This is a genomic window from Streptomyces sp. NPDC029296 (assembly GCF_055569255.1).
This window is the reverse complement of the sequence record NZ_JBVHXT010000029.1, coordinates 58,559-83,601: the sequence shown is the minus strand read 5'-3', so window position 1 is coordinate 83,601 and position 25,043 is coordinate 58,559. Positions and strand designations below refer to the sequence as shown.

24 protein-coding genes are annotated in these 25,043 nt (G+C 73.4%); 8 read left to right on the top strand and 16 right to left on the bottom strand.

Going from position 1 to position 25,043, the window contains the following annotated elements; genetic code table 11:
- Positions 1-205 precede the first annotated feature (205 nt).
- From ACZ4W9_RS24815 to ACZ4W9_RS24805, 3 genes are read right to left on the bottom strand one after another with little or no spacing between them, the layout of a single operon-like run.
- Positions 206-799, bottom strand: coding sequence for a TetR/AcrR family transcriptional regulator (locus ACZ4W9_RS24815; protein WP_467939372.1), 594 nt, complete (start codon positions 797-799; stop codon positions 206-208).
- 26 nt (positions 800-825) lie between these two features.
- Positions 826-2,487 (bottom strand): class I adenylate-forming enzyme family protein, encoded by a 1,662-nt coding sequence (locus ACZ4W9_RS24810; RefSeq protein ID WP_467939370.1) that lies wholly within the window; start codon positions 2,485-2,487, stop codon positions 826-828.
- Positions 2,484-3,251 (bottom strand): SDR family oxidoreductase, encoded by a 768-nt coding sequence (locus ACZ4W9_RS24805; protein WP_467939368.1) that lies wholly within the window; start codon positions 3,249-3,251, stop codon positions 2,484-2,486. The genes ACZ4W9_RS24810 and ACZ4W9_RS24805 overlap by 4 nt, the downstream gene beginning before the upstream one ends.
- 120 nt (positions 3,252-3,371) lie before the next feature.
- Here ACZ4W9_RS24805 and ACZ4W9_RS24800 point away from each other — a divergent pair, with 120 nt between their 5' ends.
- Positions 3,372-4,592 carry an exo-beta-N-acetylmuramidase NamZ family protein gene (locus ACZ4W9_RS24800; protein WP_467939366.1) on the top strand — a complete coding sequence of 407 codons (1,221 nt, stop codon included), beginning with the start codon at positions 3,372-3,374 and terminating at the stop codon, positions 4,590-4,592.
- Between the two features lie 29 nt (positions 4,593-4,621).
- Positions 4,622-5,914 carry a serine-threonine protein kinase gene (locus ACZ4W9_RS24795; protein WP_467939364.1) on the top strand — a complete coding sequence of 431 codons (1,293 nt, stop codon included), beginning with the start codon at positions 4,622-4,624 and terminating at the stop codon, positions 5,912-5,914.
- 27 nt (positions 5,915-5,941) lie between these two features.
- Here the strand turns inward: ACZ4W9_RS24795 and ACZ4W9_RS24790 are convergent, their stop codons facing one another.
- Positions 5,942-8,731, bottom strand: coding sequence for a penicillin acylase family protein (locus tag ACZ4W9_RS24790; RefSeq protein WP_467939362.1), 2,790 nt, complete (start codon positions 8,729-8,731; stop codon positions 5,942-5,944).
- Between the two features lie 208 nt (positions 8,732-8,939).
- On the opposite strand from ACZ4W9_RS24790, the gene ACZ4W9_RS24785 reads away from it, so the two are divergent.
- Both ACZ4W9_RS24785 and ACZ4W9_RS24780 read left to right on the top strand, forming a co-directional pair.
- Positions 8,940-9,542: a hypothetical protein gene (locus ACZ4W9_RS24785; protein ID WP_467939360.1), complete on the top strand. Its 603-nt coding sequence runs from the start codon at positions 8,940-8,942 to the stop codon at positions 9,540-9,542.
- A 123-nt stretch (positions 9,543-9,665) separates the two neighbouring features.
- Positions 9,666-10,394 (top strand): 3-keto-5-aminohexanoate cleavage protein, encoded by a 729-nt coding sequence (locus ACZ4W9_RS24780; RefSeq protein WP_467939358.1) that lies wholly within the window; start codon positions 9,666-9,668, stop codon positions 10,392-10,394.
- A gap of 290 nt (positions 10,395-10,684) precedes the next feature.
- On the opposite strand, the gene soxR is transcribed toward ACZ4W9_RS24780, so the two are convergent.
- Positions 10,685-11,143, bottom strand: coding sequence for a redox-sensitive transcriptional activator SoxR (gene soxR, locus ACZ4W9_RS24775; protein WP_467939356.1), 459 nt, complete (start codon positions 11,141-11,143; stop codon positions 10,685-10,687).
- A gap of 113 nt (positions 11,144-11,256) precedes the next feature.
- On the opposite strand from soxR, the gene ACZ4W9_RS24770 reads away from it, so the two are divergent.
- Positions 11,257-11,718 (top strand): MaoC family dehydratase, encoded by a 462-nt coding sequence (locus ACZ4W9_RS24770; RefSeq protein ID WP_467939354.1) that lies wholly within the window; start codon positions 11,257-11,259, stop codon positions 11,716-11,718.
- Between the two features lie 8 nt (positions 11,719-11,726).
- Here ACZ4W9_RS24770 and ACZ4W9_RS24765 read toward each other — a convergent pair whose 3' ends face one another.
- The 3 genes from ACZ4W9_RS24765 to ACZ4W9_RS24755 all read right to left on the bottom strand — a co-directional run bounded on the left by ACZ4W9_RS24765 (position 11,727) and on the right by ACZ4W9_RS24755 (position 13,921).
- Positions 11,727-12,350, bottom strand: a complete 624-nt coding sequence (locus ACZ4W9_RS24765; RefSeq protein ID WP_467939352.1) for a TetR/AcrR family transcriptional regulator — start codon at positions 12,348-12,350, stop codon at positions 11,727-11,729.
- 73 nt (positions 12,351-12,423) lie between these two features.
- Positions 12,424-12,711: a YiaA/YiaB family inner membrane protein gene (locus ACZ4W9_RS24760; protein ID WP_467939350.1), complete on the bottom strand. Its 288-nt coding sequence runs from the start codon at positions 12,709-12,711 to the stop codon at positions 12,424-12,426.
- Between the two features lie 58 nt (positions 12,712-12,769).
- On the bottom strand, positions 12,770-13,921 hold the full coding sequence (locus ACZ4W9_RS24755) for an acyl-CoA dehydrogenase family protein (protein ID WP_467939451.1): 1,152 nt from the start codon (positions 13,919-13,921) through the stop codon (positions 12,770-12,772).
- A gap of 102 nt (positions 13,922-14,023) precedes the next feature.
- On the opposite strand from ACZ4W9_RS24755, the gene ACZ4W9_RS24750 reads away from it, so the two are divergent.
- Both ACZ4W9_RS24750 and ACZ4W9_RS24745 read left to right on the top strand, forming a co-directional pair.
- On the top strand, positions 14,024-14,659 hold the full coding sequence (locus ACZ4W9_RS24750; RefSeq protein WP_467939348.1) for a TetR/AcrR family transcriptional regulator: 636 nt from the start codon (positions 14,024-14,026) through the stop codon (positions 14,657-14,659).
- Positions 14,660-14,702: 43 nt separating this feature from the next.
- Positions 14,703-15,416, top strand: a complete 714-nt coding sequence (locus ACZ4W9_RS24745; RefSeq protein WP_467939346.1) for an ArsR/SmtB family transcription factor — start codon at positions 14,703-14,705, stop codon at positions 15,414-15,416.
- Positions 15,417-15,425: 9 nt separating this feature from the next.
- Here the strand turns inward: ACZ4W9_RS24745 and ACZ4W9_RS24740 are convergent, their stop codons facing one another.
- The 8 genes from ACZ4W9_RS24740 to ACZ4W9_RS24705 form a co-directional block, all read right to left on the bottom strand.
- Positions 15,426-16,508: a Zn-dependent alcohol dehydrogenase gene (locus ACZ4W9_RS24740; RefSeq protein WP_467939344.1), complete on the bottom strand. Its 1,083-nt coding sequence runs from the start codon at positions 16,506-16,508 to the stop codon at positions 15,426-15,428.
- Positions 16,509-16,522: 14 nt separating this feature from the next.
- Positions 16,523-17,911 (bottom strand): aldehyde dehydrogenase family protein, encoded by a 1,389-nt coding sequence (locus ACZ4W9_RS24735; protein WP_467939342.1) that lies wholly within the window; start codon positions 17,909-17,911, stop codon positions 16,523-16,525.
- A 177-nt stretch (positions 17,912-18,088) separates the two neighbouring features.
- On the bottom strand, positions 18,089-18,640 hold the full coding sequence (locus ACZ4W9_RS24730) for a sortase domain-containing protein (RefSeq protein WP_467939340.1): 552 nt from the start codon (positions 18,638-18,640) through the stop codon (positions 18,089-18,091).
- Positions 18,627-19,316, bottom strand: coding sequence for a hypothetical protein (locus ACZ4W9_RS24725; protein ID WP_467939338.1), 690 nt, complete (start codon positions 19,314-19,316; stop codon positions 18,627-18,629). Before ACZ4W9_RS24725 ends, ACZ4W9_RS24730 begins: the two co-directional genes overlap by 14 nt.
- A gap of 102 nt (positions 19,317-19,418) precedes the next feature.
- Complete coding sequence (locus ACZ4W9_RS24720) at positions 19,419-20,657, bottom strand: MFS transporter (RefSeq protein ID WP_467939336.1); 1,239 nt, start codon at positions 20,655-20,657, stop codon at positions 19,419-19,421.
- 22 nt (positions 20,658-20,679) lie between these two features.
- Positions 20,680-22,059, bottom strand: a complete 1,380-nt coding sequence (locus tag ACZ4W9_RS24715; RefSeq protein ID WP_467939334.1) for a CitMHS family transporter — start codon at positions 22,057-22,059, stop codon at positions 20,680-20,682.
- Between the two features lie 140 nt (positions 22,060-22,199).
- Entirely contained in the window at positions 22,200-22,817 is a 618-nt protein-coding gene (locus tag ACZ4W9_RS24710) for a TetR/AcrR family transcriptional regulator (protein WP_467939332.1), read from the bottom strand.
- A 154-nt stretch (positions 22,818-22,971) separates the two neighbouring features.
- A complete protein-coding gene (locus tag ACZ4W9_RS24705; RefSeq protein ID WP_467939330.1) occupies positions 22,972-23,529 on the bottom strand; it encodes a hypothetical protein in 558 nt (185 codons plus the stop codon).
- 151 nt (positions 23,530-23,680) lie between these two features.
- Here ACZ4W9_RS24705 and hmgA point away from each other — a divergent pair, with 151 nt between their 5' ends.
- A complete protein-coding gene (gene hmgA, locus ACZ4W9_RS24700) occupies positions 23,681-25,027 on the top strand; it encodes a homogentisate 1,2-dioxygenase (RefSeq protein ID WP_467939328.1) in 1,347 nt (448 codons plus the stop codon).
- Positions 25,028-25,043: the final 16 nt, after the last annotated feature.

Here is a 25,043-nt window from a genome sequence, read left to right as displayed (position 1 = left end):
CGGCGCAACTGGGGGGGATGTCCCCCCCCCCCCCCCCCCCCCCCCCCCCCCCCCCCCCCCCCCCCCCCCCCCCTCCGCCGTCCGCGTTCACCTGCCGGACCCGCCGCATGATCACCTCCTGCCGGCCATCCGAGAGGCGCACCCGGCGTCCCGCCACCGCCGTCTCAGCGGGCGCCTCCGGCTCCCGCCCCATGCCCGGACGGGCTCAGGGCCGCAGGGCCCGCAGCAGCAGGTCGGCGAGGTGGTCGGCGACCTGCTGGGGGGTGAGGGGGCCGTCGGGGCGGTACCACGTCGACAGGTGGTGGACGGAGCCGAAGTGGTAGTCCACCACCAGGTCGGCCGGGGTCGCCGTGGAGAAGACGCCCTCCTTCTGGCCCTCCTCGACGAGCGCGCGGAAGCGTTCGTGGTAGCGCCGGCGCTCGGCGCGGACCTGCTTGTTCTTCTCCGGGCTGAGGTGGTGCATGGACCGGAAGAAGATCGACGCGTCGTCGAGGTTCTCGATCGTGGTGACGACCACGTCGGCCGCCGCGTCCCTGAGCCGCTTCTCCACCGGCTCGTCGGCGTTCGCGTAGGTGTCCAGCCGCTCCTGCTGGAGGCGCAGCACGCGCGCGTACACCTCGTGCAGCAGATCGTCCTTGGAGCCGAAGTAGTGGTAGAGCGCGCCCTTGGTGACGCCGGCCGCCTCCACGATCTCCTGGACGGAGGTGCGGTCGTAGCCCCGCTCGGCGAAGAGCCGGGTGGCGGCGGCCAGCAGCCGCTGCGGGACGGGCGTTCCGTCTCCGTCCGTGGTCCTGGGCACTGCCGCCACCTGCCTTTCCGTGGTCTTCAGTCGGTGTTCCGGGAACGCAGTTCCCGACGGAGGATCTTCCCACTCGCCGTCTTGGGCAACTCGGGCAGGATCTCCACCTGACGCGGGTACTTGTAGGCGGCCAGTCTCTCCTTGCAGTACGCGGCCAGTTCACCCGGGGCCGCCTCGGCGCCCGGACGCAGGCTGATGTAGGCCTTGACGGTCTCGCCGCGGTATCCGTCGGGCACCCCGACGACGGCCGCCTCGCGCACCGCCGGATGCGTGTAGAGGACGTCCTCGACCTCGCGCGGCCACACCTTGAAGCCGGACGCGTTGATCATGTCCTTCTTGCGGTCCACGACGTACAGCCAGCCCCGCTCGTCCATGAACCCGATGTCCCCGGTGCGCAGTTCGCCGTCCGGGAAGGTCTCGGCGGTGGCGTCGGGCCGCCGCCAGTAGCCGGGGACCACCTGCGGCCCGCTCACGGCGATCTCCCCGTGCTCCCCGAGGGGCACCTCGGCGCCCTGGTCGTCCAGGATCCGGACGAGGGTGTCGGCGCCGGGCAGGCCGACGGACAGGGTGCCGGAGACCGGGTCCACGGGCGCCTCGAGGTGGGGCGGGACGGACGCGCAGGGGGCGGTGCACTCGGTGAGGCCGTAGCCGACGCACAGGTACGGCCCGAAGCGCTCGCGGAACCGCTCCACCAGGGCCGGCGGCACCGGGGCGCCGCCCGAGGACAGGTGGGTGAAGGAGGCGAAGTGGTCGCGGGTGGCGTCCGGGTGGGCGGCGAGCGCCATGTAGGCGGTGGAGGGGCCGACGGTGTAGTGCGGGCGGTGCTCGGCGAAGGCGTCCAGGACGACGCCGGCGTCGAAGCGGTAGGTGAGCACCAGGGTGCCGGCGCTGTTCAGGCAGGCGCCGAGCTGGCAGACCATGCCGGTGATGTGGAACAGCGGGGCGAGCGCGTAGTAGACGGGCGCGTCGGGCAGCGGGAGGCCGGTGCTCTGCCGCTCGGCGTTGTACATGATGTTGGCGTGGGTGTTGGTGGCGCCCTTGGGGGTGCCGCTGGTGCCCGAGGTGTAGCTGATCAGCGCGATGTCCCGGGGGCGCGGCAGCCGGCCCTCGGGGGCCCGGCCGCCCTGCCGGGCGACGGCCGTCAGGTCGTCGGCGTCCGGGGCCTGGGGCAGCCGCTCGAAGGCCAGCACGCGCGGGTCGTCCCGGGTCTGCAGGTCCCGCTCGCAGGCGGTGAGCACGATCCGCACCGGGGAGCCGTCGGCGGTCTTGCGCAGGTACGTCTCCCAGGCCCGGTCGGAGCAGATCAGCGCGGCCACCTCGCCGTCCCGCAGGACGTGGGCGACCTCGCCGGACTTGTACATGGGGTTGACCGGGACGACGGTGGCGCCCGCCTTCCAGGCGCCGAGCACGGCCAGCACGAAGTGCGGGGAGTTCTGCAGCAGTACGGCCACCCGGTCGCCGCGCCCGAGTCCGCGCGCGGCGAGGTGGGCGGCGACGGAGTCGGTCAGCTCGTCGGTCTCCCGGTAGCTCAGGCGGCCGTCGAAGTAGGTCAGGAAGGTGCGGTCGGGGTGTTCGGCGACGGCGGCGCGCAGGGCGTGCACGAGGGAGTCGGCGGGGTCGAGCGGGGCGCGCTGGGCGTCGGTCAGGAGCGCGAGCCAGGGGCGGGCGGCGTAGGGGGAGGCGGTCACCGGGCGGTCTCCCACTTCCGCTGGATGTGGTTCATGGTGGCGAGCCAGCGCTCGGGCTCGCCGGCCCGCGCCTGGTAGAAGCCGGCGACCTCGGGGTGCGGCAGGATCAGGAAGCGGTCCTCCTCGATGCCCTTCAGCAGCGCGTCGGCCACGGCCTCCGGTTCGATCGCGGTGGGCCGCAGCACCAGGTCGCCTGCGCTGCCGGTGGCGGCCAGCATGTCGGTGCGGACGCCCTGCGGGCAGATGGCGTGCGCCTTGACGCCCCGGTGGCGGTAGGTCAGGGACAGCCACTCGGCGAAGGCGTAGGCGCCGTGCTTGGTCACGCTGTAGGAGGGCGCGCCGATCATGGTGAGCAGTCCGGCGGCGGAGACGGTGGCGACGAACCGTCCGGCGCCGCGCTCCAGCCAGCCGGGCAGCAGGGTGTGGGCGGCGCGGACGTGGGCCATCAGGTTGACCTCCCAGGAGGTCGCCCAGGTGTGCTCGTCCAGGGCGGTGAGGTCGCCGTCCTCGAAGGCGACCCCGGCGTTGGCGCAGTAGACGTCCACCGTGCCGCCGAGGGCGTCGCGTGCCTCGGTGACGATCCCGGAGGCGTCGCCGGGCACGGCGATGCCGCCGATCTCGTCGGCCACCGCCCGCGCCTTCGCCGCGTCCAGGTCGTTCACCACGACCCGGGCCCCCTCGGCGGCGAACCGCCGGGCCAGCGCGGCCCCGATCCCCCCGCCGGCTCCGGTGACGACCACTCCCGCATCCCGCACGGTTTCCACCCTCGGTCTCCTTCGGCACGACACGACACGACGCGACTCAGCTCAGCGACGCCAGACTAACCAGTCGGTATGTGTAAAGGAAAGGGTGACCGCGCCAACCTCTAGGTGACTGGAGGACTCATGGACCTGTCCCGAAGAAACCTGCTCGCCTCGACCGCACTGGCGGCCACTCCGATGCCACACCACCACCGCGACCCCCTCCGCACCGGCTTCGAGAACCTCGCCGCCGACGCCTACGCGCCCCTTGCCGGGCAGAAGACGGGCATCGTCACCAACCCGACGGGCATCACGAGAACCACGGAACACATCGTCGACGTGATGCACCGGGACCCCCGGGTCGAGCTGACCGCGGTCTTCGGCCCGGAGCACGGCTTCCGCGGCACCGCGCAGGCCGGCGGCTCGGAGGGGCGGCACGACGACCCGGCGACCGGCCTGCCGGTGTACGACACGTACCTGAAGAGCGGCCGGCCGCTCGCCGACATCTTCACGGCGTCCGGCGTGGACACGGTCGTCTTCGACATCCAGGACGTCGGCGCCCGCTTCTACACGTACATCTGGACCCTGTACGACTGCATGGAGGCGGCGGCGCTCGCCGGCAAGCGCTTCGTCGTGCTGGACCGCCCGAACCCGGTGACCGGCCGGGCGGCCGAGGGACCGGTGCTGCACGAGGAGTTCGCCAGTTTCGTCGGGCGGCGGCCGATCGCGCAGGCGCACGGCATGACGGTCGCGGAGCTGGCCGCCCTGTTCAACGGGGAGTTCCTGGACACCCCGGTCGCGCTGGAGACCGTACCCATGTCGGGCTGGAGACGCGGCGCGTTCCACGACGCGTCGGGGCTGCCCTGGGTGCCGCCGAGCCCCAACATGCCGACGCCCGACACGGCGCTGGTGTACTCGGGGACGTGTCTGTTCGAGGGCACCAACCTCTCCGAGGGACGCGGCACCACCCGGCCCTTCGAACTGCTCGGCGCCGAGGGCGTGGACGGGCGCTGGGCCGCCGCCGTGAACGGGCTGGGGCTGCCGGGCGTGCGGTTCCGGGAGGCGTATTTCGCGCCCGTCTTCTCCAAGTTCCAGGGGAAGACCGTCGGCGGGGTGCAGCTCCACGTGACCGACCGGGCCGCCTTCGACCCGGTACGCACCGGGATCGCGCTGCTGGTGACGGCCCGGAGGGTGTGGGACGGCTTCGCCTGGCGGTCCGACCACTGGATCGACAGGCTCACCGGCTCGGACCGGGTCCGCACGATGATCGACGCGGGGGCGGACACGGACGAGGTGACGGGCGCCTGGCAGGAGGAGCTGGCCGCGTTCCGGCGGGTGCGAAAGGGGTATCTCCTGTACAAGTAGCACGTGTTCTCGGGGCGAGGGAGCCCGGCATGGCGGATCCTGGGACGAGCGTGACTCCCTACTGGGAGCTGACCTTCGACGCGGACGGGGACGTGGACGGCCCCGCACGCGACCGGCTGCTGACGCGGGTCGCCGAGCACGGCGTCCGGGACCTGATCGTGTTCTCGCACGGCTGGAACAACGACCGTTCGGACGCGACCGCGCTGTACCGGCGGTTCTTCGGCCCCGTTCCGGCGCTGGCGCCGAAGGCCCGGATCGGGTACGTCGGAGTGGTCTGGCCGTCGATGCGGTTCAGCGACGAGCCGATCCCGGACTTCCCGCGGTCCGCGGCGGCCGGGGCGGCACCCCGCCCGGCACTGGACAAGGAGACCCGGCGTGCGCTGCTGGAGACCTTCCCGGGCCGGGCGACCGTGCTGGACCGGCTGGCCCGGCTGCTGGACGAGCGGCCGGCCGGCGACGCCGGGACGGCCGAGTTCGGGCGGCTGGTGCGGCTGCTGACGGAGCCGGGCGGTCGGCAGGCGGTGGCCGACACGTACGAGGACGGCGAGCCCGCCGTGTTCACCTGCGATCCGGTGACCGCCTGCGAGCAGTTCGCCGCGGCCCTGGCCGCGCTCGGCCCGGCCGCCGGCACCGCGGGGTTCGGCCTTCCGAATCCGTGGGACGGGGCGAAGGAGCTGCTGCGGCAGGCGGCTTACCAGCAGATGAAACGGCGGGCCGGGACGATCGGCGAGCACGGGCTCGGGCCGCTGCTCGGACGGCTGGCGAAGGCGGCGCCCGGGGTGCGGGTGCACCTGGTGGGGCACAGCTTCGGCGGCAGGCTGGTGGCGTTCGCGCTGCGCGGGCTGCCCGGACCGGTGCGCACGGTGAAGTCGGTGACCGTGCTCCAGGGGGCCTTCTCGCACTACGTGTTCTCCGCCCGGCTGCCGCACGCGGCGGACCGGTCGGGGGCGCTCGAGGACGCCCAGCGGCGCGTCGACGGTCCCCTGGTGTGCGCCTACTCTCACTTCGACACCGCCCTCGGCACGTTCTATCCGCTGGCCTCGCGGCTCGCCGGGGACGACCGGTCCTGCGCCGGGAACGAGATCGCGGCCGTGCTGGGCCCGCGCTGGGGTGCCCTCGGGCACGACGGGGTGCAGGGGGTGCCGCACGCCGCCCGGCTGGACCTGTCGGCGGCCCTCGCCGGGGGGCTGCCGGCGTCGGGCTGTGTGAGCGTGGACGCGGCGGCCGTGGTCCGGCGCGGGGGCGCGCCGGCCGGGGCGCACAGCGACATCGTGCACCCCGAACTGGCGCGGCTGGTGCTGGCGGCGGGCCGGATCGCCTGACCCGCCGCCCGGGGCGCACCGGCCGGCTCAGCGGTGGGAGGTGAACTCCACGACCTGCTGGTAGGTCGGCCGGTTCTGCCAGCCGATCCTGCCGTGTTTGATGCCGCCCAGGGTGCGCTGGACGATGGAGTCGGCGCACCACTGGTCGCCCGCCGCGCACTGGTCGTCGCCGGGGTAGACCTGGGCGGCGGTCAGCGCGGCCGCCTGCTTCAGGGTGCCGGTCAGCAGGTCGCGGCAGGCGGCGAGGTTGCCGTCGCCGCAGTACGTGCGCGCGAGCGGGCCGCGTACGGGTTCCCCGAGCACCGCCCGGATGTCCTTGTCGACGTAGGACCACCAGCCGTACTGGAAGGCGCTGCCGGCGTGCGAGCCGGTCGGGCCGTGTCCGGCGGACGGGGCCTCGTCGACGGGCAGGTTGCGGGTGAGCGCGGTGTACAGGCCGGTGCCGAGGCCGGGTTCGAACTCGGCCTTGACCAGCAGCGGCCACCAGGCGTCCAGGATGCGGATCGCGTCGGCGTCGGCGTAGGTCTTCGACCCGGCCGACGTCTCGGCGCGCCTGGCGCCCGCGGTCACCCACGCCTGGAGCTTGTTCACCGCGGCGGCGGCCGTGGGGTCGGTCACCGGCTGGGAGGTGACGACCTTGAGCAGCCCGGGCAGCACGTCCTCGGCGCGCAGGTCGGCGAGGCCGGCCTCGGCCATGGCCCGGGTGAGTCCGGCCCGGGTCACCCCGCCGGCCGCGACGAGCTTCTTCACCCGGTCCTCCAGCAGGTCGCCGCGGTGCACCGAGCCCTCGCCCCAGGGCGCGGCGGCGTAGTCCTTCGCCTGCTTGTTGTTCCAGGAGACGTAGTAGTCCTGGTCGACGGAGTTCGGGTGGGCCCCGGCCGGGGTGTATTCGGCGGTGTTGCCGGCCGGGTCCCAGCCGCGCCACTCGTAGGCGGGGGCCGCCCACACGGGGAAGTCGGCGTCGACCCCGGCGGCCCGGACCGGGTTGTCGCCGCTGTTGTAGTACGCGGTGTGCTCGGAGTCGGCGTAGAACCAGTTGAAGGTGTAGTTGATGTGCCGGGCCGCGTTCTGGAAGTCCTGCGGGCCCTTGACGTAGTCGGGGTCGTTGAGCATCTGGAAGCCGATGATGGAGTCGGCCTCGTGCAGGTAGGAGGAGCGCAGGGTGGTGTAGGCGACCTTCTTGCCGCCGACCGTCGCCCGGTAGGCCACCGGTCCGTACGCGGTGCGCCACACGCGCATGGTGTACGACCCGGCGGCCGTGCCGTCGGCCACGGTCGGCTTCCAGGCGTTCTTCCGCTCGGCCTTCTCCATGGCGGTGCAGGTGCCGCGGAACAGGTAGTGGTAGTCGTCCTGGCACAGCTCGACCGCGTAGGTGTCGATGATGTCCTGGCCGGAGGTGGTGGCGCTCCACGCGTAGTCCTGGCCGCGGCCGAGTTCGACGTACATGCTCAGGCCGGCGAAGGAGGCGCCGCGGGCGCTGATGCCGGGGCCCTGGATCTCCTGGAGCAGCAGCAGCTGCGGGGCGAAGTAGCCGGTCTGCGGACCGAAGACGGCGATCGGGTGGCCGCTCGCGGTGTGCTTGCCGCTGACCACGAGGGCGTTGGACATGCCGCGCCGGGCGGAGCCGGCCGTGGCCCGGGCCGCGGTGGCCGAGGTCCGCGCGGCGCTCGCGGTGGCGGCGCTGCCGGTGCGGTCGTACACGAGCGGTTCGGGGGTCACGGAGCCGGCGTCGGGCAGGGCCGCGCCCTGCGGGTTCGCGGGCTTGGCGCCGTAGGGGAAGCTCTCGCCGTCGTGGACGGTGAGGACGGCCTCGGGGTCGTTGCGCTCGCGGAAGGACTCCCAGACCTTCGTGCCCTCCTCGACGCCGTACCTGGCCTGGGCGGCGAGCAGGGAGAGGGCGTTGTCGACCTCCCCGCCGCCGCCGGAGCCGAACAGGGAGCCGATGACGGAGGCCAGCGCCACCAGGTCGGTGACCTTGAAGTGGTCTATGGTGCCGGCGTTGGTGATCGAGTCCTTGTGGCCGGTGAGGACGTACTCGCCGGGGAAGTAACGGCCGCTGTCGGAGGCGTCGATGTAGGCGTTGATGCCGTCGAGGTAGGCCTTGACGTCGGCCAGGGCCTGCTGGCCGCGGGCGCCGTTGTGCGCGATGGCGTTGTCGATCTGCGCCTGGAGGTCGGCCTCGGTGTAGGGGGCATTGCGGTAGAACTGCTGCTCCAGGCCCTGGTTGGCGGGCGCGCCGCCCGCGAAGCCGGTGAGCTGACCGCGTCCGACGTGCCGGAAGACGTCCATCAGCCAGAGCCGGTCCTCGGCCGCCGCGTATCCGGCGCCGAACTCGGTGCCGTAGCGGGTGGTGCCCGTGATGTGCGGGACGCCGGTCTTCTTGTCGCGGACGATGGTCACGTCGCCGCGGCCGGCCGGCTTCTCGGTGGAGGCGACCTGGTCGGCCGGGACGCCGAAGGAGGCGTCGTTGAAGAAGGTGTTGACGGTGGCGTCGGTCAGGGTCTTGTAACCGCCGGCGAGTTGCGCGTACGGGCCGAGCTGGTCCTCGGCGTGTGCGGGCTGGGTGCCGAAGGCCTGGTTGAGCAGGATCTGCGCGAGGGTGGCGTTGCCGTTCTCGCCGGGCGGCAGGATGTCCGAACACCGGCCCCCGCAATGGTCGTTGACGGCCATGGCGTCGGTCGCCGCCACCGCCGTCCGTGTGAGGGGTGTGAGGAGACCGGCGACGAGGAGGCATACCGACGCCGTCTTCAGGAACCCGGGGAGTCGGCGGGACGTTCTCAGTCTGTCAGGGGCGGTGCGTGGGGTTCGCCGTGGCATGGCGGCTCCTAGCGACTGGGGTGGCCGAACGTTACCGCCGGTTATCCCCACGTTAAAAGGTGAACATGCGTCACTTTCAGGAGTCCGCAGGGAGAGCCGGAGAAGAGATGGAGCCGAATCGCCTGTCGATACGTCTATTCGGCGACGTCCGTGCGACGACGCCGAAGTGACCGGAGTGCAGGTGCAGGTGTGACGGAGGTGCAGGGCGATGGCCGGTTTCCGGAGTCTGGCGAGACAGGTACGCGACCCGGACTGTGATCTGGCACTGCGGCGGTACTCGCTGCGCAAGTGCCTGGAGAAGTTCGCCCCTTACGGGCATCGGGCGACCTGGGACCATCTGTGTTCCCGGGCGGGTTTCGGCCCGGAGGACCGCTCCCCCGATCCGGCGCGGCTGGTGGCCGCGCTGGAGGAGCTGGAGGAGGCTCGCGACGTCTGGCTCGCCTACGAGACGGACTTCACCGAGCGGCGCAGGAGGGAGAAGCACGACGGGCTGCGCCGGCCGGGCAGCGTGGACGACTGGCACCGGCTGACCTGGGGCGGGTTCGGGGTCGCCTGGTGCGACGATCCCCGCGTCCACCCGCGGGCGCCGCTGGCGGAGGTGCTGCGCCGGCTGATCGCCGCGCTGGAGCGGGAGCCGGGGTCGTCGTGCCCGGTGTGCGGCGGGGAGCGCCTGGTCTGGAGGTACGGCCTGGACCACGAGCCGTCGTCCGGCCCGGTGTGCACGGACTGCGGCATCCTGGTCCCGTCCCCCGTCCTCAGCCCCCGGGCCCTGCGGCACGCGGGCCGGGACCGCCAGCTGACGCCCGCCTGACCACCGGTCGCGGCGGTGTGCGGAGGGTGCGCAGGGGATGCCGCACCCCTTCCGGGGAAGGCCCGGCCGCACGGCGGGAAGCGTCCTTCGGCCGTTGTCGGTGACGGCTGGCACCATCGAGGCATGGTGCAGGTGTGTCTCAACGGAAGCCGGTCGGCCGCCGACGGCGCGGGCGTCCCGATGTCCCCCGGGGAACTGGCCCGCTCCGCCGCCGAGGCCGTGGCGGCCGGTGCCACCTCGGTGCACGTCCATCCCCGGACACCGTGCGGGAGCGAGAGCCTGTCCGCGCGCGTCGTCGGCCCGGCGCTGGAGGCGATACGGGCGCGGGTGGCGGTGCCGGTCGGGGTGACCACCGGTGCCTGGGCGGAACCCGACCCGGCGGCCCGGCTCGGCCGGGTGCGCTCCTGGGCGGTGCTGCCCGACTTCGCCTCGGTCAACTGGCACGAGCCGGGCGCCGAGGAGGTCGCGGCGGAACTCCTCGCCCGGGGCGTGGGCGTGGAGGCGGGCCTGTGGTCCGGCACCGAGGGGGCCCGCCGGTTCGCGGCCTCGCCGCTCGGGGCCGGGGTGCTGCGGGTGCTGGCCGAGGTGACCGACCCGGATCCGGCGACCGCCGAGGCGTCGGCACGGGCGCTGCTGGCGGAGCTGGGGACGGCGCACGGCCGCCCGGTGCTGCTGCACGGCGAGGAGGGCGGCACCTGGCCGGTGCTGCGGTTCGCGCTGCGGCGGGGCCTGGCCACCCGGATCGGCCTGGAGGACACGCTGCTGCTGCCGGACGGCCGGCGGGCCGGGTCCAACGCCCGGCTGGTGGCGGAGGCGAGGGCCGAGGCCGCCCGGACACGGCACGCGTCCTGAGCCGGGCACGGCGGCGGAGGGGGCGACCGTGACACCGCCGGGTCCGGCCGGCGCACGGTCCCGTCCCCCTCGGCCGGAACGCCGGACGCCGCGCACCCCGAGGACGTGCCGGAGGGCGGACCGCCGCCCGCGTCCCGGCTGTACGCGGGGCCGTACGGCATCGAGCGGGTGCCGGAGTACGCCGACGGACGCGAGACGGTGTCCGGACGCGCGCCGCGTCCGCGGCAGGGCGCGGCCGTGCGGCCCGCCGTGGACCGCCGGGCCCGCCGCCCGGCACCGCGGACGGCGCCTCAGCGGCGTTCCGCCATCAGCCGGGATCCGGTCAGGCGGTCGCCGAACACATCGTCAGGGTTGGACAGGGCGCAGGTCTTCAGCGACAGGCAGCCGCATCCGATGCAGTCGGTGAGCTGGTCGCGCAGCCGGTTCAGCTGCTGGATCCGCTCCTCCAGTTCCGCGCGCCACTTCTCCGACAGCCGTGCCCAGTCCTCCCGGGTCGGGGTGCGCCCCTCCGGGAGTTCGGCCAGGGCCTCGCGGATCGTGGCCAGGGGGATGCCGACCCGCTGAGCCGCGCGGACGAAGGCGACCCGGCGCAGGGTGTCGCGGCTGTACCGGCGCTGGTTGCCGGAGGTGCGCCGGCTGGAGATCAGGCCTTTGGACTCGTAGAAGTGCAGGGCGGACACCGCGGCTCCGCTGCGCGCGGACAACTGGCCGACGGTCAGCTCGTGGATCTTCTCGGGAATCTGGGGCACCCCTCAGAGATTACAGAGACCCCCCGCCCCACCGGCCGCGCGTCCGTTGACATCGCCCCGCCGTCCGACCATGCTAAGCAGTTGCTTAGAGACGCGAGCGAGAGGCCGGGAACATGGCAGAACCGAGGACCTTCACCTCCCCCGACGAGCTGCGGGCGGCCGTGGGCGAGCGGCTGGGGTACACCGACTGGCTGGAGGTCGACCAGAAGCGGATCGGTCTGTTCGCCGAGGCGACCGGGGACCACCAGTGGATCCACGTGGACCCGGAGAAGGCCGCCGCCGGGCCGTTCGGGACCACCATCGCGCACGGCTACCTCACCCTGTCGCTGCTGCCGCTGTTCGGACCGCAGCTCATCCGGGTCGAGGGCGTGAAGATGGGTGTCAACTACGGGACGAACAAGGTCCGTTTCCCCTCCCCCGTCCCCGTCGGCTCCCGGCTGCGCGCCACCGCGATGATCACCGGTGTCGAGGACGTCACCGGCGGTGTGCAGGTGACGGTCGCGTTCACCGTGGAGCGCGAGGGCGGCGACAAGCCGGTGTGCGTCGCGGAGTCGGTGTCCCGCTACTACCTGTAGGCCGCCGGCTAGCGGGCCCCGACCATGCGCAGGACGAGGTCGGCGTAGAGCGCGCCGACCTCCTCGGGGGTGCGCGGGCCGTCCACGTTGAACCAGCGGGCCACGTCGATGCACAGGGACAGCACGGCGAGCGTGGTGCCCCGCACGTCCAGGACGTCGAACTCGCCGGCGGCCACGCCGTCCTCGATGATCCGGCGCACCTCGGCGTCCACCTGACGGCGCAGCGCGACGATCTCCGCGCGGGCGTCGGGGCCGAGGGCGTCCAGCTCGTACTGCACGACCCGCGCGGTGGTGCGCCGTCCCGCGTGCCAGCGGACGAAGGAGCCCACCGCGTCGGCCAGCCGCTCCTTGGCGGTGCCCTCGCGGCGGGCCGCGGTGCGCAGGATGCCGAGGGCCTTGTCGTGGCCGATCCGGCTGATCCGGTGGAGCAGTTCTTCCTTGGTCTTGTAGTGGATGTACAGCGCGGCCGGGCTCATGCCGGCGCGGCCCGCGATGTCACGGGTCGTCGTCGCGTGGTAGCCGCGCTCGGCGAAGGCCTCCACGGCGGCGACGAGCAGCCGCCGGGCCGCGTCCGGGGTGACCTCTTCCCACGGCTCCACTTCGCCGCCGGTCGTCTCCTCCGCCGTACTCATCGCTCGCTCGCCCCTCTCGGTGACAGGAGCACCACCATACCGCCGACGGTGAGCGGGCGCTTAGCGTGGCCGCTCAGACCTTGTCGAAGGGGTCGTGCTCGGCGAGCAGCTTCTCCAGCCGGGCCTGGTCGACCCGGCTGACGAGCTGCCCGGCCTCCTGCCGGTCGCGGATCACCTTGGCGAGGGTGAAGGCGGAGGTGACGAGGTACAGCACGGCGATCGCCAGGAAGCCGCGGACCCAGGCGCTCGCGTCCAGCCGGAGGATGCCGATGCCGGTGGCCGCCATGGCGACCGAGAAGGAGGCCACGGCCTGGCCGTAGAAGGCGGTCGTGCTCTGCTGTCGGACCGGTGCGTCGCTCATGGCCCCAGCATCGGCGGACGCGCCCCGCGGCACATCCGCCGGAATACTCAGACGGTACTCAGAACGCCGACACCCCGGTCAGGGCCCGCCCGATGAGCAGCTTCTGGATCTGGCTGGTGCCTTCGTAGAGGGTCATCACGCGGGCGTCGCGCAGGAGTTTGCCGACCGGGTATTCGTCGATGTAGCCGTAGCCGCCGAAGACCTGCAGGGCGTTGTTGGCGGCGCGGACGGCGGCCTCGGAGGCGAACAGCTTGGCCTTGGAGGACTCCACGGCGAACGGCTCGCCGCGGTCGATCAGATCGGCGACCCGCCAGGTCAGCAGCCGGGCCGCGTCGACGTCCACGGCGATGTCGCTGAGCAGTTCCTGCACCAGCTGGTGGCGGGCGATGGGGGTGCCGAACTGCTCGCGCTCGCCCGCGTACGTCACGGCCGCCTCCAGCGCGGCCTGGGCTATCCCCACACAGCCTGCGGCCACGGACATCCGGCCCTTGGCGAGCGCGGACATGGCGACGGAGAAGCCCTTGCCCTCGGCGCCGAGCAGGGCCGACGCGGGCACCCGCACGTCCTCGAGGACCAGTTCGGCGGTGGCCTGACCGCGCAGGCCCAGCTTGCCGTGGACGGCGCGACGGGTCAGGCCGGGCGTGTCGGTGGGGATCAGGAAGGCGGAGACGCCCTTGTGGCCGGGCTCGCCGGTGGAGCGGGCGAAGAGCAGGACGACGTCCGCCCAGGTGCCGTTGGTGATGAACATCTTGGTGCCGTTGACCACGTAGTCGTCGCCGTCGCGCACGGCGCGGGTGGTGAGGCTGCCCGCGTCGGAGCCGGTGCCGGGCTCGGTGAGGCCGAAGCAGCCGACGTACTCGCCGGCGGTCAGCCCGGGCAGCCAGCGCCGCTTCTGCTCCTCGCCGCCCCAGGCCGCGATCGTCTTGGCGACGAGCCCGAGGGAGACGGACACGATGCCGCGCACGGAGGAGTCGCCGCGGCCCAGCTCCTCGGTGACCAGGCAGTACGCGAGGTGGTCGCCGCCCGAGCCGCCGTACTCCTCGTCGATGGTCAGGCCCAGGAAACCGATGTCGCCGAGCTTCTTGACGATGCCCCGGTCGACCTCCTCGGCGCGGTCCCAGGCGACCACGTGGGGGGCGATCTCGCGCTCCACGAAGTCCCGGGCGAGCTGCCGTACGGCCGCCTGCTCCTCGCTGAGCCCCAGGTTCACCACGAGATCACCCCACACCGAACGGATCCGCCGACGGATCTTGAAAGCCGTACATTTAAATTAGCACTGCTAGTTTCTTGTCGCAGCCCTACTATGTGCGCCATGGCCCGACCGCGCAAGCCCCTCCTCAGCCCCGACCGGATCGTCGAGACGGCCCGGGACCTCGTGGACCGGGAGGGCCTGGCGGCCGTCTCCACCCGGCGCCTCGCGGCCGAGCTGGGGGTGAGCGGGCCCTCGCTCTACAACCACTTCCGCACCAAGGACGAGATCCTGGAGGCCGTCGCGGACTCGGTGAGCGCCCAGGTCGACCTGTCGGTGTTCGAGGACGGCCGGGGCTGGCGGACCGCGCTGCACGACTGGGCCGTCTCCTACCGGGCCGCCCTGCGCGACCACCCCAACATCGTGCCGGTCCTCGCCCGGGGCCCCGGGCGCCGCCCGGCCGCGCTGCGGCTGGCCGACGCGGTCTACGGCGCGATGGTCGACGCGGGCTGGCCGCCGGCGCAGGCCACCTCCATCGGCGCGCTGATGCGGTACTTCATCATGGGCTCGGCGCTCGGTTCGTTCGCCGGCGGCTTCGTGGACGACGCGAGCGCGTACGACCCGGCCGACTATCCGCACCTCGGGCAGGCCCATCTGCTCGCCGAGCAGCAGGAGAAGATCGACGAGCGGGCCTTCGAGACGGGGCTCGGCGCGCTGCTGGACGGGCTGGCGCAGCAGTACGAGCGGGTCCGGGTGTGACGCTTCGGCGACCGCCGAAACGCCGGTGTCCCATGCTGGAGGCATGAACACCGCAGACCCCCGGGCCGCCGGCCTCGCCGCGCTGGCCGGACTGATCGCCGACCGGACACGGGCCGCGTGCCTGCTGGCGCTGCTGGACGGGCGGGCGTGGACGGCCGGCGAGCTGGCCCGGCTCGCCGGGGTGGCCCCCTCCACGGTGAGCGAGCACCTGGACCGGCTGGTGGCCGGCGGGCTGCTCGTCCAGGAGCGGCAGGGGCGGCACCGGTACGTGCGGCTGGCCGGCGCGCGGGTGGCGCAGCTGGTGGAGGATCTCGCCGCCCAGGTGTCCCCGGCGGAGGTGCAACGTGCCCCGCGGGGGCTGCGCGAGGCGAGCGCCGGGGCCGCCCTGGCCCGGGGGCGGACCTGTTACGACCATCTCGCCGGGCGGCTGGGCATCACGGTCACCGACGCGCTGGCCGAGCGGGGGCTGCTGCGCCGGGACACCGGGTTCGCGCTGACCGACGCGGGGCTGGAGTGGTTCGGCGCGGCCGGCATCCCGCTCGACCCCTCCGGCCGCCGCCCGCTCGCCCGCGCGTGCCTCGACTGGACCGAACGCCGGCCGCATCTCGCGGGGGCCTCGGGGGCGGCGCTGTGCCGGCGGGCGCTGGAGGCGGGGTGGTGTGTGCGGGTGGGCAGCGGGCGGGCCGTGCGGATCACTCCGGTGGGCGAGCGGGCCCTGTCCGACCTGCTCGGCATCCCGTCCGGCGCGCTGCGGTGAGGGGCGTCGTCAGAACATCACCACCGCCCGGCCCCCCTTCCCCGCGAGCATGTTGTCGAAGGCCGCCGGGATGTCCTCCAGGGTGATGTGGTCGGTGACCAGGGTGGAGAGGTCGAGGCGGCCCTGCTGGATGTGCTCGGCGAGGATCGGCACGTCGCGGGCCGGGTCGCTGTTGCCGTAGACGCAGCCCGACAGGGTGCGGCCCCAGTGGAAGAGTTCCAGGGCGTTGAAGGTGACCTGCTGGTCCTTGCCGCCGATGCCGACGACCGTCGTCCGGCCGCCCCGGCGGGTGGACTCCCAGGCGGCGCGGATGGAGACCGCGCGGCCCACGCACTCCACGGACACGTCGACGCCCTGCTTGCCGGTGAGGGCGCGGATCTCGCGGGGGGTGGTGTCGGAGGCGAGGACGTAGTCCGTGGCGCCGGCCGCGCGGGCCAGCTCCTCCTTCGCGGGCGAGACGTCGACGGCGATGATCCGGGCCGCGCCCGCGATCCGGGCCGACTGGATCGCGGCGAGGCCCACCCCGCCGACGCCGAACACGGCGACGGTCTCGCCCGCCCGGACCCGCGCCGCGTAGTGGACGGCGCCGTAGCCGGTGAGCACCGCGCAGCCCAGGAGGGCCGCGTCGGCCGGCGCCACCCCGTCCGGCACCGGCAGCACGCAGGACGCGGAGACCACCGTCTCCTCGGCGAACGCGGCCACGTTCAGTCCGGGGTGCAGTGCGGTGCCGTCGGTGGTGCGGGCGTAGACCTCGGCGGATCCGTTCAGCGCGTTGGCGCAGAGCCAGACCTCGCCGAGCGCGCAGGCGTGGCAGGTGCCGCAGGAGGGCGCCCAGTTGAGGACCACGGGGCTGCCGGGCGCGACATGGGTGACGCCCTCGCCGACGGCGACGACCGTGCCGGCGCCCTCGTGGCCGAGGACGGCCGGGACCGGCACCCGCATGGTGCCGTTGGACAGGGACAGGTCGGAGTGGCACACGCCGGCGGCGGCGAGGCGGACCCGGACCTGTCCGGGGCCGGGGTCGGGCAGCTCGATGGCGGTGATCTCCAGCGGGGCGCCGACGGCGGGCAGGACGGCGGCTCGTACGGCCATGGTCGCGGACTTCCTTAGAACTGGAGGGACTTGGTCTGCAGGTACTCGGCGAGTCCGTGGCTGCCGAGCTCCCGGCCGACACCGGACTGCTTGTAACCGCCGAAGGGCGCGAGGGGGTTGAACCGGCCGCCGTTGATGTCGACCTGGCCGGTGTCCATGCGGCGCGCGAAGGCCGCCGCCTCGGCCTCGTCGGCGGCCCAGACCGCGCCCGCGAGCCCGTACACCGTGCCGTTGGCGATGCGCAGGGCGTCCTCCTCGTCCTCGTAGCGCAGGAGGGTGAGGACCGGGCCGAAGATCTCCTCCTGGGCGATCGTCATCTCCGGGGTGACGTCGGCGAAGACGGTGGGGCTGACGAAGTAGCCGCGTTCGCGCGGGGCTTCGGGGCCGCCCGCGACCAGCCGGGCGCCCTCGGCGACGCCCTTCTCGATGTACCCGCGCACCCGCTCCTGCTGCCGGGCGCTGACCACCGGGCCGATGCGGTCACCGTACTTGGCGGCGGCGGTGGCGGCCAGCTCGACGGCCTCGGCGTACTGGTCGCGGTGGACCAGCATGCGGGTCCAGGCGCTGCACGTCTGGCCGGAGTTGGACATCACGTTGGCGACGCCGACGTTCACCGCCCGGGCGAGGTCGGCGCTCGGCAGGATGACGTTGGCGGACTTGCCGCCGAGTTCCAGGGCGACCTTCTTCACGGCCGCGCCGGCCACCGCGCCGATCCGCCGGCCGATCGCGGTGGAGCCGGTGAAGGAGACCAGGTCGACGCCGGGGTGCTCGGCGAGGGCCTGTCCGGCGACCGGGCCGAGGCCGGTGACCAGGTTGAACACCCCCGCGGGGACGCCCGCCTCGTGCACCGCCTCGGCGAACAGCTGGGCGGTGAGCGGGGTGTCCTCGGCGGGCTTGAGGACGACCGTACAGCCGGCGGCGAGGGCCGGGGCGACCTTGGCGACGATCTGGTGGAGCGGGTAGTTCCAGGGGGTGATGGCGCCGACCACGCCGATGGGCTCGTGCAGGACCGTGGAGTTGCCGACCTTCTCCTCGAAGGAGTGCCGCGCGGCCAGTTCGGCGAAGGAGGCCGCGACCGCGAGGGGCACGGCCGCGTGCACGGCCTCGGAGAACTTCAGCGGTGAGCCCAGCTCGGCGGTGACCGTCTCGGCGATCTCGTCCTTGCGGTCGACGAGGGCGCGGTGCAGGGCGGCGAGGCGGGCGGCGCGTTCGGCCGGGGGTGTCGCGGCCCAGGCGGGCAGGGCGGCGCGCGCGGCCCGTACGGCGGTGTCGACGTCCAGCGGGCCGCCCGCCGGGACCTTGCCGATGACCTGCTCGTCGGCGGGGTTGACGACCTCGATCACGTCCCGGCTCTCGGCGGGGCGCCAGTCGCCGTCGATGTACAGGGCGTCGTGTGCCTTCATGCTGTGTCCTCCCGGCGGGTCCGCGTCGTCCGGCACACAAACTAGCGGTGATAGTTTTGTTGCGCCAGACGTTCCCGGGCCATGGGCCCACCGGGACATCATCGCGGACGGCCCGGCCGGTGCGGACGCGGAGTCCGTCGCGGCCGGGCCGCCGGCCGTCCGGTGGCCCGCGCCCGCTCACTTCGCCGCGGTCGGACGGGCGAAGACCACCACGTTGCCGGTGTAGCCGGTGCGCCGGCCGAACAGGCCGCCGCAGGTGATGAGCCGCAGCTCGGGGCGCCCGGTCGCGCCGTAGACCTCCTTGTCGGGGAAGCCGGCCTCGCCGAAGACCTCCACCCGGTCCACGGAGTGGACGGCGGTACGTCCGTCCGCCCGCCGCACCTCGGCCGTCTTGCCCGGCTTCACCCGGGCGAGCCCGGCGAAGACGGCGGGTCCGCTGCGGGTGTCGCGGTGGCCGGCGGCGATCGCGGTGCCGGCCTCGCCCGGCGTGGGCCCGCCCTCGTACCAGCCGACCAGCCGGGGCCGGTCCACCGGCGGCGTCTCCGGCTCCCGGTTCGCGTCCAGGCGGGGCCGCCGCCTCGTCCGCGCCGCCCGCCCGGCCACGGCCGGTCTGTCGTGTCCCCCGCAGCGCGAGCCGACCGTCACCAGGACCACCACCAGCACGGCCGTCCTCGCCGGCCGGTAGGCGCGGGACCGGCACCAGGGCCTGCGCCGCCTACGCGGCGCCATGGGGCCGGCGGCGGATCAGCCGGACGTACACGGCGGCGCTGACCGCGACCAGGCCCACGGCCGCCGCGGCGGCCACCGGGGAGTACGCGGCGGCCGTGTCGATGAGACCGCCGCCGCCCGCGTGCACACCGCCGTGCGGGCCGTCGTGGTCGTTCTGCCCCCAGGACCCGTTGTCCTGGTGCTCCCCGTCGCGCTGCTGGTGGTCCTCGATCCGGCCGCCGGGCGCGCCCTCCGCCTTGCCGTCGTGGCAGTTGACACGGAAGACCTTCTCCTTCAGGGCCGGGGGCGCCCCCACGGTCCAGCCGATCTTGTACTGCCCGTCCGCCAGCCCCAGCGGACCGGCGTGCCCGGCGCCGCCGGCGAGCTGGATGATGCCCGTCACGGTGGTGGCGGGCAGCGGGGGCTGCGGGGTGATCGTGTACGCGATGCCGGTCAGGGTGTCGAAGTTGACGGCCTCCAGGAAGAACTTGCAGACCACCGGATCGTCCTTGGCCGAGCCGATGAACCACGGGGGGTTGGTCGAGCGGGCGTTGTGGATCCTGATGTCGCCGTTCTCCCCCCGGGCCGCCGCGTTCGGCGCCGCCACCCACGACGCGCCCGCCGCCATGAGGGCGGTGAGGACGACGATGGCACCCGCGCGGGAGCCGGCTGCACGGGGGAGTGTCAGGGTGGACATGCACAATCCTCCGAGTTCAGACGATTTTCATATAAATCGCTCTTTCGTCTGGACACTGCCTCATGACCCCCGCGGACCCCGGCAACGGCGCCGGGCGCCCCGTCAGGTGTCGCTCGTGCGGCGCAGTCCCGGGCCCTCGCGACGCTCCCGCGTCACCCGCCCGGCCCCCTCCCGGGCCCGCCCGGGCGAGCGCAGCGCGACCCCCGAGGAGACCAGCAGCAGGCCGCCGAGCAACACGAACGGCGCCGCCGCCCCCGCCACCCCGGCGACCAGCCCCGCGGCGGCCGGGGCGGCGACCTGGCCGAGCCGGTTGCCGGTCAGCCGCAGGGCGAGCGCGGTGGAGCGGGCCTCCTCGGGCGCGGCCCGCACCACCGTCGTCATCGACAGCGGCTGGCCCACGCCCAGGCAGAAGCCGAGGAGCGTGAGCATTGCGCCGAGCGCCCACACCGGCACCGGCAGCGCCACCCCCGCGCACAGCAGGGCCGCCAGCAGACACGTCACGGTGAGCAGCGCGGGCCTGCCGAGCAGCCGCAGCAGCGGGGTGAGGACGAGCCGGCAGGCGATGGTGGCACCGGCCCGCAGGCCGAGCAGGACGCCGATCACCGCGGGGGCGATGCCCCGGTGCTCGCCGACCACCGGGAGGTAGGCGGTGAGGATGTCGGTCGCGGACAGCACCGAGAGGCTGATCAGGATGCCCGCGGGCACGCCCCGGGCACGCAGGATGCCCGCGACCGGCACCCGCGCGCCGCGCGGCGGGTGCGCGTCGATAGCCGTACGGTCCTCGATCCGCCACAGCGTGGTGAACGCGACGGCGGCGCCCGCGCCCGCCGTGAGCAGGGCGAGCGCGCTGCTGTGCGCCAGGCCGGGGCCGCCGACGAGGGCGCCCGCGGCGAGCGGGCCGACGAGCTGGCCGAGGGAGGCGCCGATGGTGAAGTGGCCGAAGTTCCGGTCCTGTTCGTGGGGCGCGGACCGGCGGGCCACCAGCGACTGGGCGCCGATCACGAAGCACAGGTGGCCGAGGCCCGTCACCCCGCTCCACAGGGCCATCGCCCACAGGGTGCCGGCCAGCCCGCTCAGGACACAGCCGCCCGCGATGAGGACGACGCCCGCGGACAGCAGGGGCATGCAGCGGCCGTGGTCGGTGCGGCGGCCGAGCGGCACGGCCGCGAACAGCGGCAGCAGGGCGTAGGCACCGGCGATGACGCCGACCGCCCGTTCGTCGGCGCCCAGCGCGAGGGCCCGGTAGGAGACGGCGGGGCGGGCCATCGACACCGCCCCCTGTGCGCAGCCGAAGGCGATGACGAGGCGGAGCAGCCAGCCGCGGTTTCCACCGGGCGCCATGAGCGCGGTCCTTCCCGGGTGATCAGACGATGCCGAACAGGAGCGCCGAGCCGAGCACCACCAGGGAGGTGAGCGCGGCCCACTTGACCACGAACCGGGTGTGGTCGCCGAACTCCACCTTGGCCATGCCGACCAGGACGTAGACGGCCGGGACGAGCGGGCTGGACATGTGCAGCGGCTGGCCGGCGATCGAGGCGCGGGCGATCTCCAGGGAGGAGACGCCGTGCGCGTGGCCCGCCTCGGCGAGCACCGGCAGGACGCCGAAGTAGAAGCCGTCGTTGGACATGAAGTAGGTGAGCGGGATGCTCAGCACGCCGGTGACGACGGCCATGTGCGGGCCCATGCCGTCGGGGACGTTGTGCACCAGCCACTTCGCCATGTGGTCGACCATGCCGGTGCCCTGGAGGACGCCGGTGAAGACGGCGGCGGCGAAGACCATGCCGGAGACGTTGAGGACGTTTTCGGCGTGGGCGGCGATCCGCGCCTTCTGGTCCGGCATGTGCGGGAAGTTGACGGTCAGGGCGAGGGCCGCGCCGAGCAGGAACAGCACCGGGATCGGCAGCCACTCCATGATCATCGCGGTCAGCAGGACGACCGTGAGCAGCGCGTTGAACCAGTACAGCCTCGGGCGCAGGGTGGGGCGGTCCGGGTCCAGGCCCTGGAAGCCGTCGTCGGCCGCCTCGCCGGGGAGGTCCCCGCCGGCGCCGGAGCCCCCGGCCCGCGCGGGGGAACCGGCGCCGACCAGTACCGTCTCGCTCTCCTCCACCAGCACCTCGTCCAGCGCGAGCACGCCGAGCCGCGCCCGCTCGCGGCGGCCGAGGACGTAGGCGAGGACGAGCACGAACAGCAGACCCATGGCGAGGGCCGGGATCATCGGGACGAAGATGTCGCTCGCGTCCACCTTCAGCGCGGTGGCGGCGCGGGCGGTGGGGCCTCCCCAGGGGAGCGTGTTCATCACGCCGTTGGCCATGGCGGCGACGCCGGTCATCACGACCAGGGACATCTTCAGGCGCTTGTAGAGGGGGTACATCGCCGAGACGGTGATCATGAAGGTGGTGGAGCCGTCGCCGTCCAGGGAGACGATCGCGGCGAGGACCGCCGTGCCGACCACGATCCGCAGCGGATCGGCCTTGCAGAACCGCAGGATGCCCCGGACGACCGGGTCGAAGAGGCCGACGTCGATCATCACACCGAAGTAGACGATCGCGAACATGAGCATCGCCGCGGTGGGCGCGAGGGCGGTGACGCCGTCGATGACGTAGTCGCCGAGCTTGCCGCCCTTGCCCACGAACACGCAGAACAGCGCGGGGACGAGCACGAGCGCCGCGATCGGCGACATCTTCTTCAGCATGATCAGCACCAGGAAGGTCGCGATCATGGCGAAGCCGAGGATGGTCAGCATGAGTGGATACCTAACGTTCGCCCTTGAACATCCCACCTGTGGGTCGGCGGTGCGATGACGTTAGGTCCGTTCAACCGGCGTTAACAAGATGTTGACGCGCGAGCAATAAGCGCAAAAGTCCAGGTCAGGCGCGGGACCGTTCAGTCGAGTACGCGTGCCAGGTAGGCACGCAGCAGCTCCCGGGTCTCGGCGATGACCGCCTCGTCCCCCTGCGGGTCGAGCCGGAAGGCGAGTTGTACGAGGGTGTCGGCGCTCTCCACCGCGACCAGGAAGACCCGCCGCAGCTCCGCGTCCGGGGTGCGGGCGAGATAGCCGGCGAGCAGCTCGGTGAGCCGGTCGGAGACGCGGGTGTTGGGCTCGTCGTGGCGGGAGCCGACCGGGATCTGGTTGCCGAAGTCGACCAGGGAGAAGCCGGGCGCGGTCCGCTTCATGGCGAGGTACTCGTCCAGGACGGCGTCCATGGCGGCCCGCCAGTCCCCCGTGCGGGCCTTGTCCAGCCGCTCGGTGACGCGCTCGACGTACCGCTCCAGGTTGCGCTGGGCGAGGGCGTCGGCCATCTCCCGCTTGTTGCCGAAGAACCGGTAGACCGAGCCGATGGGCACACCGGCGCGCTGGGCGACGGCGCGGGTGCTCAGGGCGTCGTAGCCGACCTCGTCGAGGAGGCCGGCACAGGCGTCCAGGATCCTGGTGAGCCGCTCGGCGCTGCGCCGCTGGACGGGCGCGCGACGGAGCGATGTCGCATGGGGCACGGGCTTCATGATGCCTTTCCGCCGAAGTGAGGTGAACCTTGCCTCAGGGTACGGAGACGGACGCCCGCCACACTCAGACCCCGACGGGCCGCCCGCACCGACGGGCCGGCCCCGCCTTCGCCCTCCGCCTCCCGGCGCACGCGGTCTCACGTGTTCGCCGGGCTCACTTGCCCCGGGTGGCCGGTGCGGGCTCGTCGGGTGGGGGGTTTCCGCTCGTTTCCGCGTCGGAGACGGTGATGTCGGCGGTGTTCTCGACCGGCTTGCCGTGGACGGCCCACACCGTGCCGTCGTCGGCGTACAGCCGGGCGGTGATCTGGTGGGTGCCGTGCGGGACGCGGTCGGCGGCCAGATGGTAGGCGGGGGTGTGCAGCCGGGCGACCCGGTGGCCGTCGACGAGGAGGTGGACGACCCCGCGCCCGAGGGCGGCGGCCTGCCGGGCCCCCGGCGCGGAACAGCGGAAGTGACGCAGGTCCAGCCGGACGTCCCAGCCGCCGGCCGGGTCCGGCGTGACCTCGACGGCGACCGCGGGCGCGTTCCGCGCGGGCACCTCCCGCAGGTTGCGGCCGGTCTCGTCGGTGGTGTCCAGCACCTTTCCCACGGGCGAGGGCGAGACCGTGCCCTCGTGCGCCTCACCGGTTGCGCAGGCCGCCGCTCCCCACGGCAGCAGGACGCACACCACGAGCGCGGTGAGCCGCCCGCGCGTCCATTTCTTCCACGACATGATCCGGAGCGTAGAACAGCGCCCCCACGCCCCGGATCCGCCTCAGGTCTGGTTCGCCCCCTACCCCGGAGGGAGGACCGGGATCCCTCTTGCGCGGGCCCCCACTCATTCCTACGGTGTTGCATAGGAATCGGCGGCACAAGGAGCGATCATGAGCGATGGGGGCACCTCCCGCGCGAGCGTGTGCGAACGCGGGGGAGCACGGAAGACCGCCGAGGGGCTGTCGTACCTGACCGGGTTCGGCAATGAACACGCCTCACAGGCGGTACCGGGCGCCCTGCCCGAGGGCCGCAACTCGCCGCAGCGCGCACCGCTCGGCCTGTACGCCGAGCAGCTGAGCGGTACGGCGTTCACCGAGCCGCGTGCGCACAACCGGCGTTCGTGGCTGTACCGCATCCGCCCTTCGGCCGCCCATCCCCCGTTCACCCGCACCGGCAACGGCGCGCTGCGCACGGCGCCGTTCACGGAGACGGTGCCCGATCCCAACCGGCTGCGCTGGAACCCGCTGCCGCAGCCCCCGGCCGGCACCGACTTCCTCGGCGGCCTGTGGACACTGGGCGGCAACGGCGACGCGACCCAGCGCACCGGCATGGCCGTGCACCTCTACCACGCCGACGCCTCGATGGAGCGGGTCTTCTCCGACGCCGACGGCGAACTGCTGATCGTGCCCGAGCGCGGCGGGCTGCTGCTGCACACCGAGTTCGGCCGGCTGCATGTGGAGCCGGCCCATGTCGCGCTGATCCCGCGTGGGGTGCGCTTCCGTGTGGAGCTGCTGGACGACTCCGCGCGCGGCTATGTGTGCGAGAACTACGGCGCCCCGTTCCGGCTGCCCGACCTCGGGCCCATCGGCGCCAACGGACTCGCCAATCCCCGGGACTTCCAGGCGCCGGTCGCCGCGTACGAGGACGTCGAGGGCCCGATGGAGGTGGTGAACAAGTTCTGCGGCAACCTGTGGACGGCCACCTACGACCACAGCCCCCTGGATGTGGTCGCCTGGCACGGCAATTATGTGCCGTACGTCTACGACCTGCGCCGGTTCAATGTGATCGGCACCATCTCCTACGACCACCCCGACCCGTCGATCTTCACGGTCCTGACCTCCCCGTCGGACACCCCGGGCCTGGCCGGCGTGGACTTCGTGGTGTTCGCGCCGCGCTGGCTGGTGGGCGAGGACACCTTCCGGCCGCCGTACTTCCACCGGAACGTGATGAGCGAGTACATGGGCCTGATCGAGGGCGCCTACGACGCCAAGGCGGAGGGCTTCGTGCCCGGCGGCGGCTCGCTGCACAACATGATGTCGGCGCACGGCCCGGACCGGGACACGTTCGACCGGGCGAGCGCGGCCGAGCTGCGGCCGCACAAGGTCGACGACGGGCTGGCCTTCATGTTCGAGACCCGCTGGCCGGTGACGCTCACCCCGCACGCGGCCGGCGCGGACCACCTCCAGCGGCACTACGACGATGTGTGGCAGGGACTCGAACGACACTTCCGGGGGTGAGGCCCGGCGTTGCGCG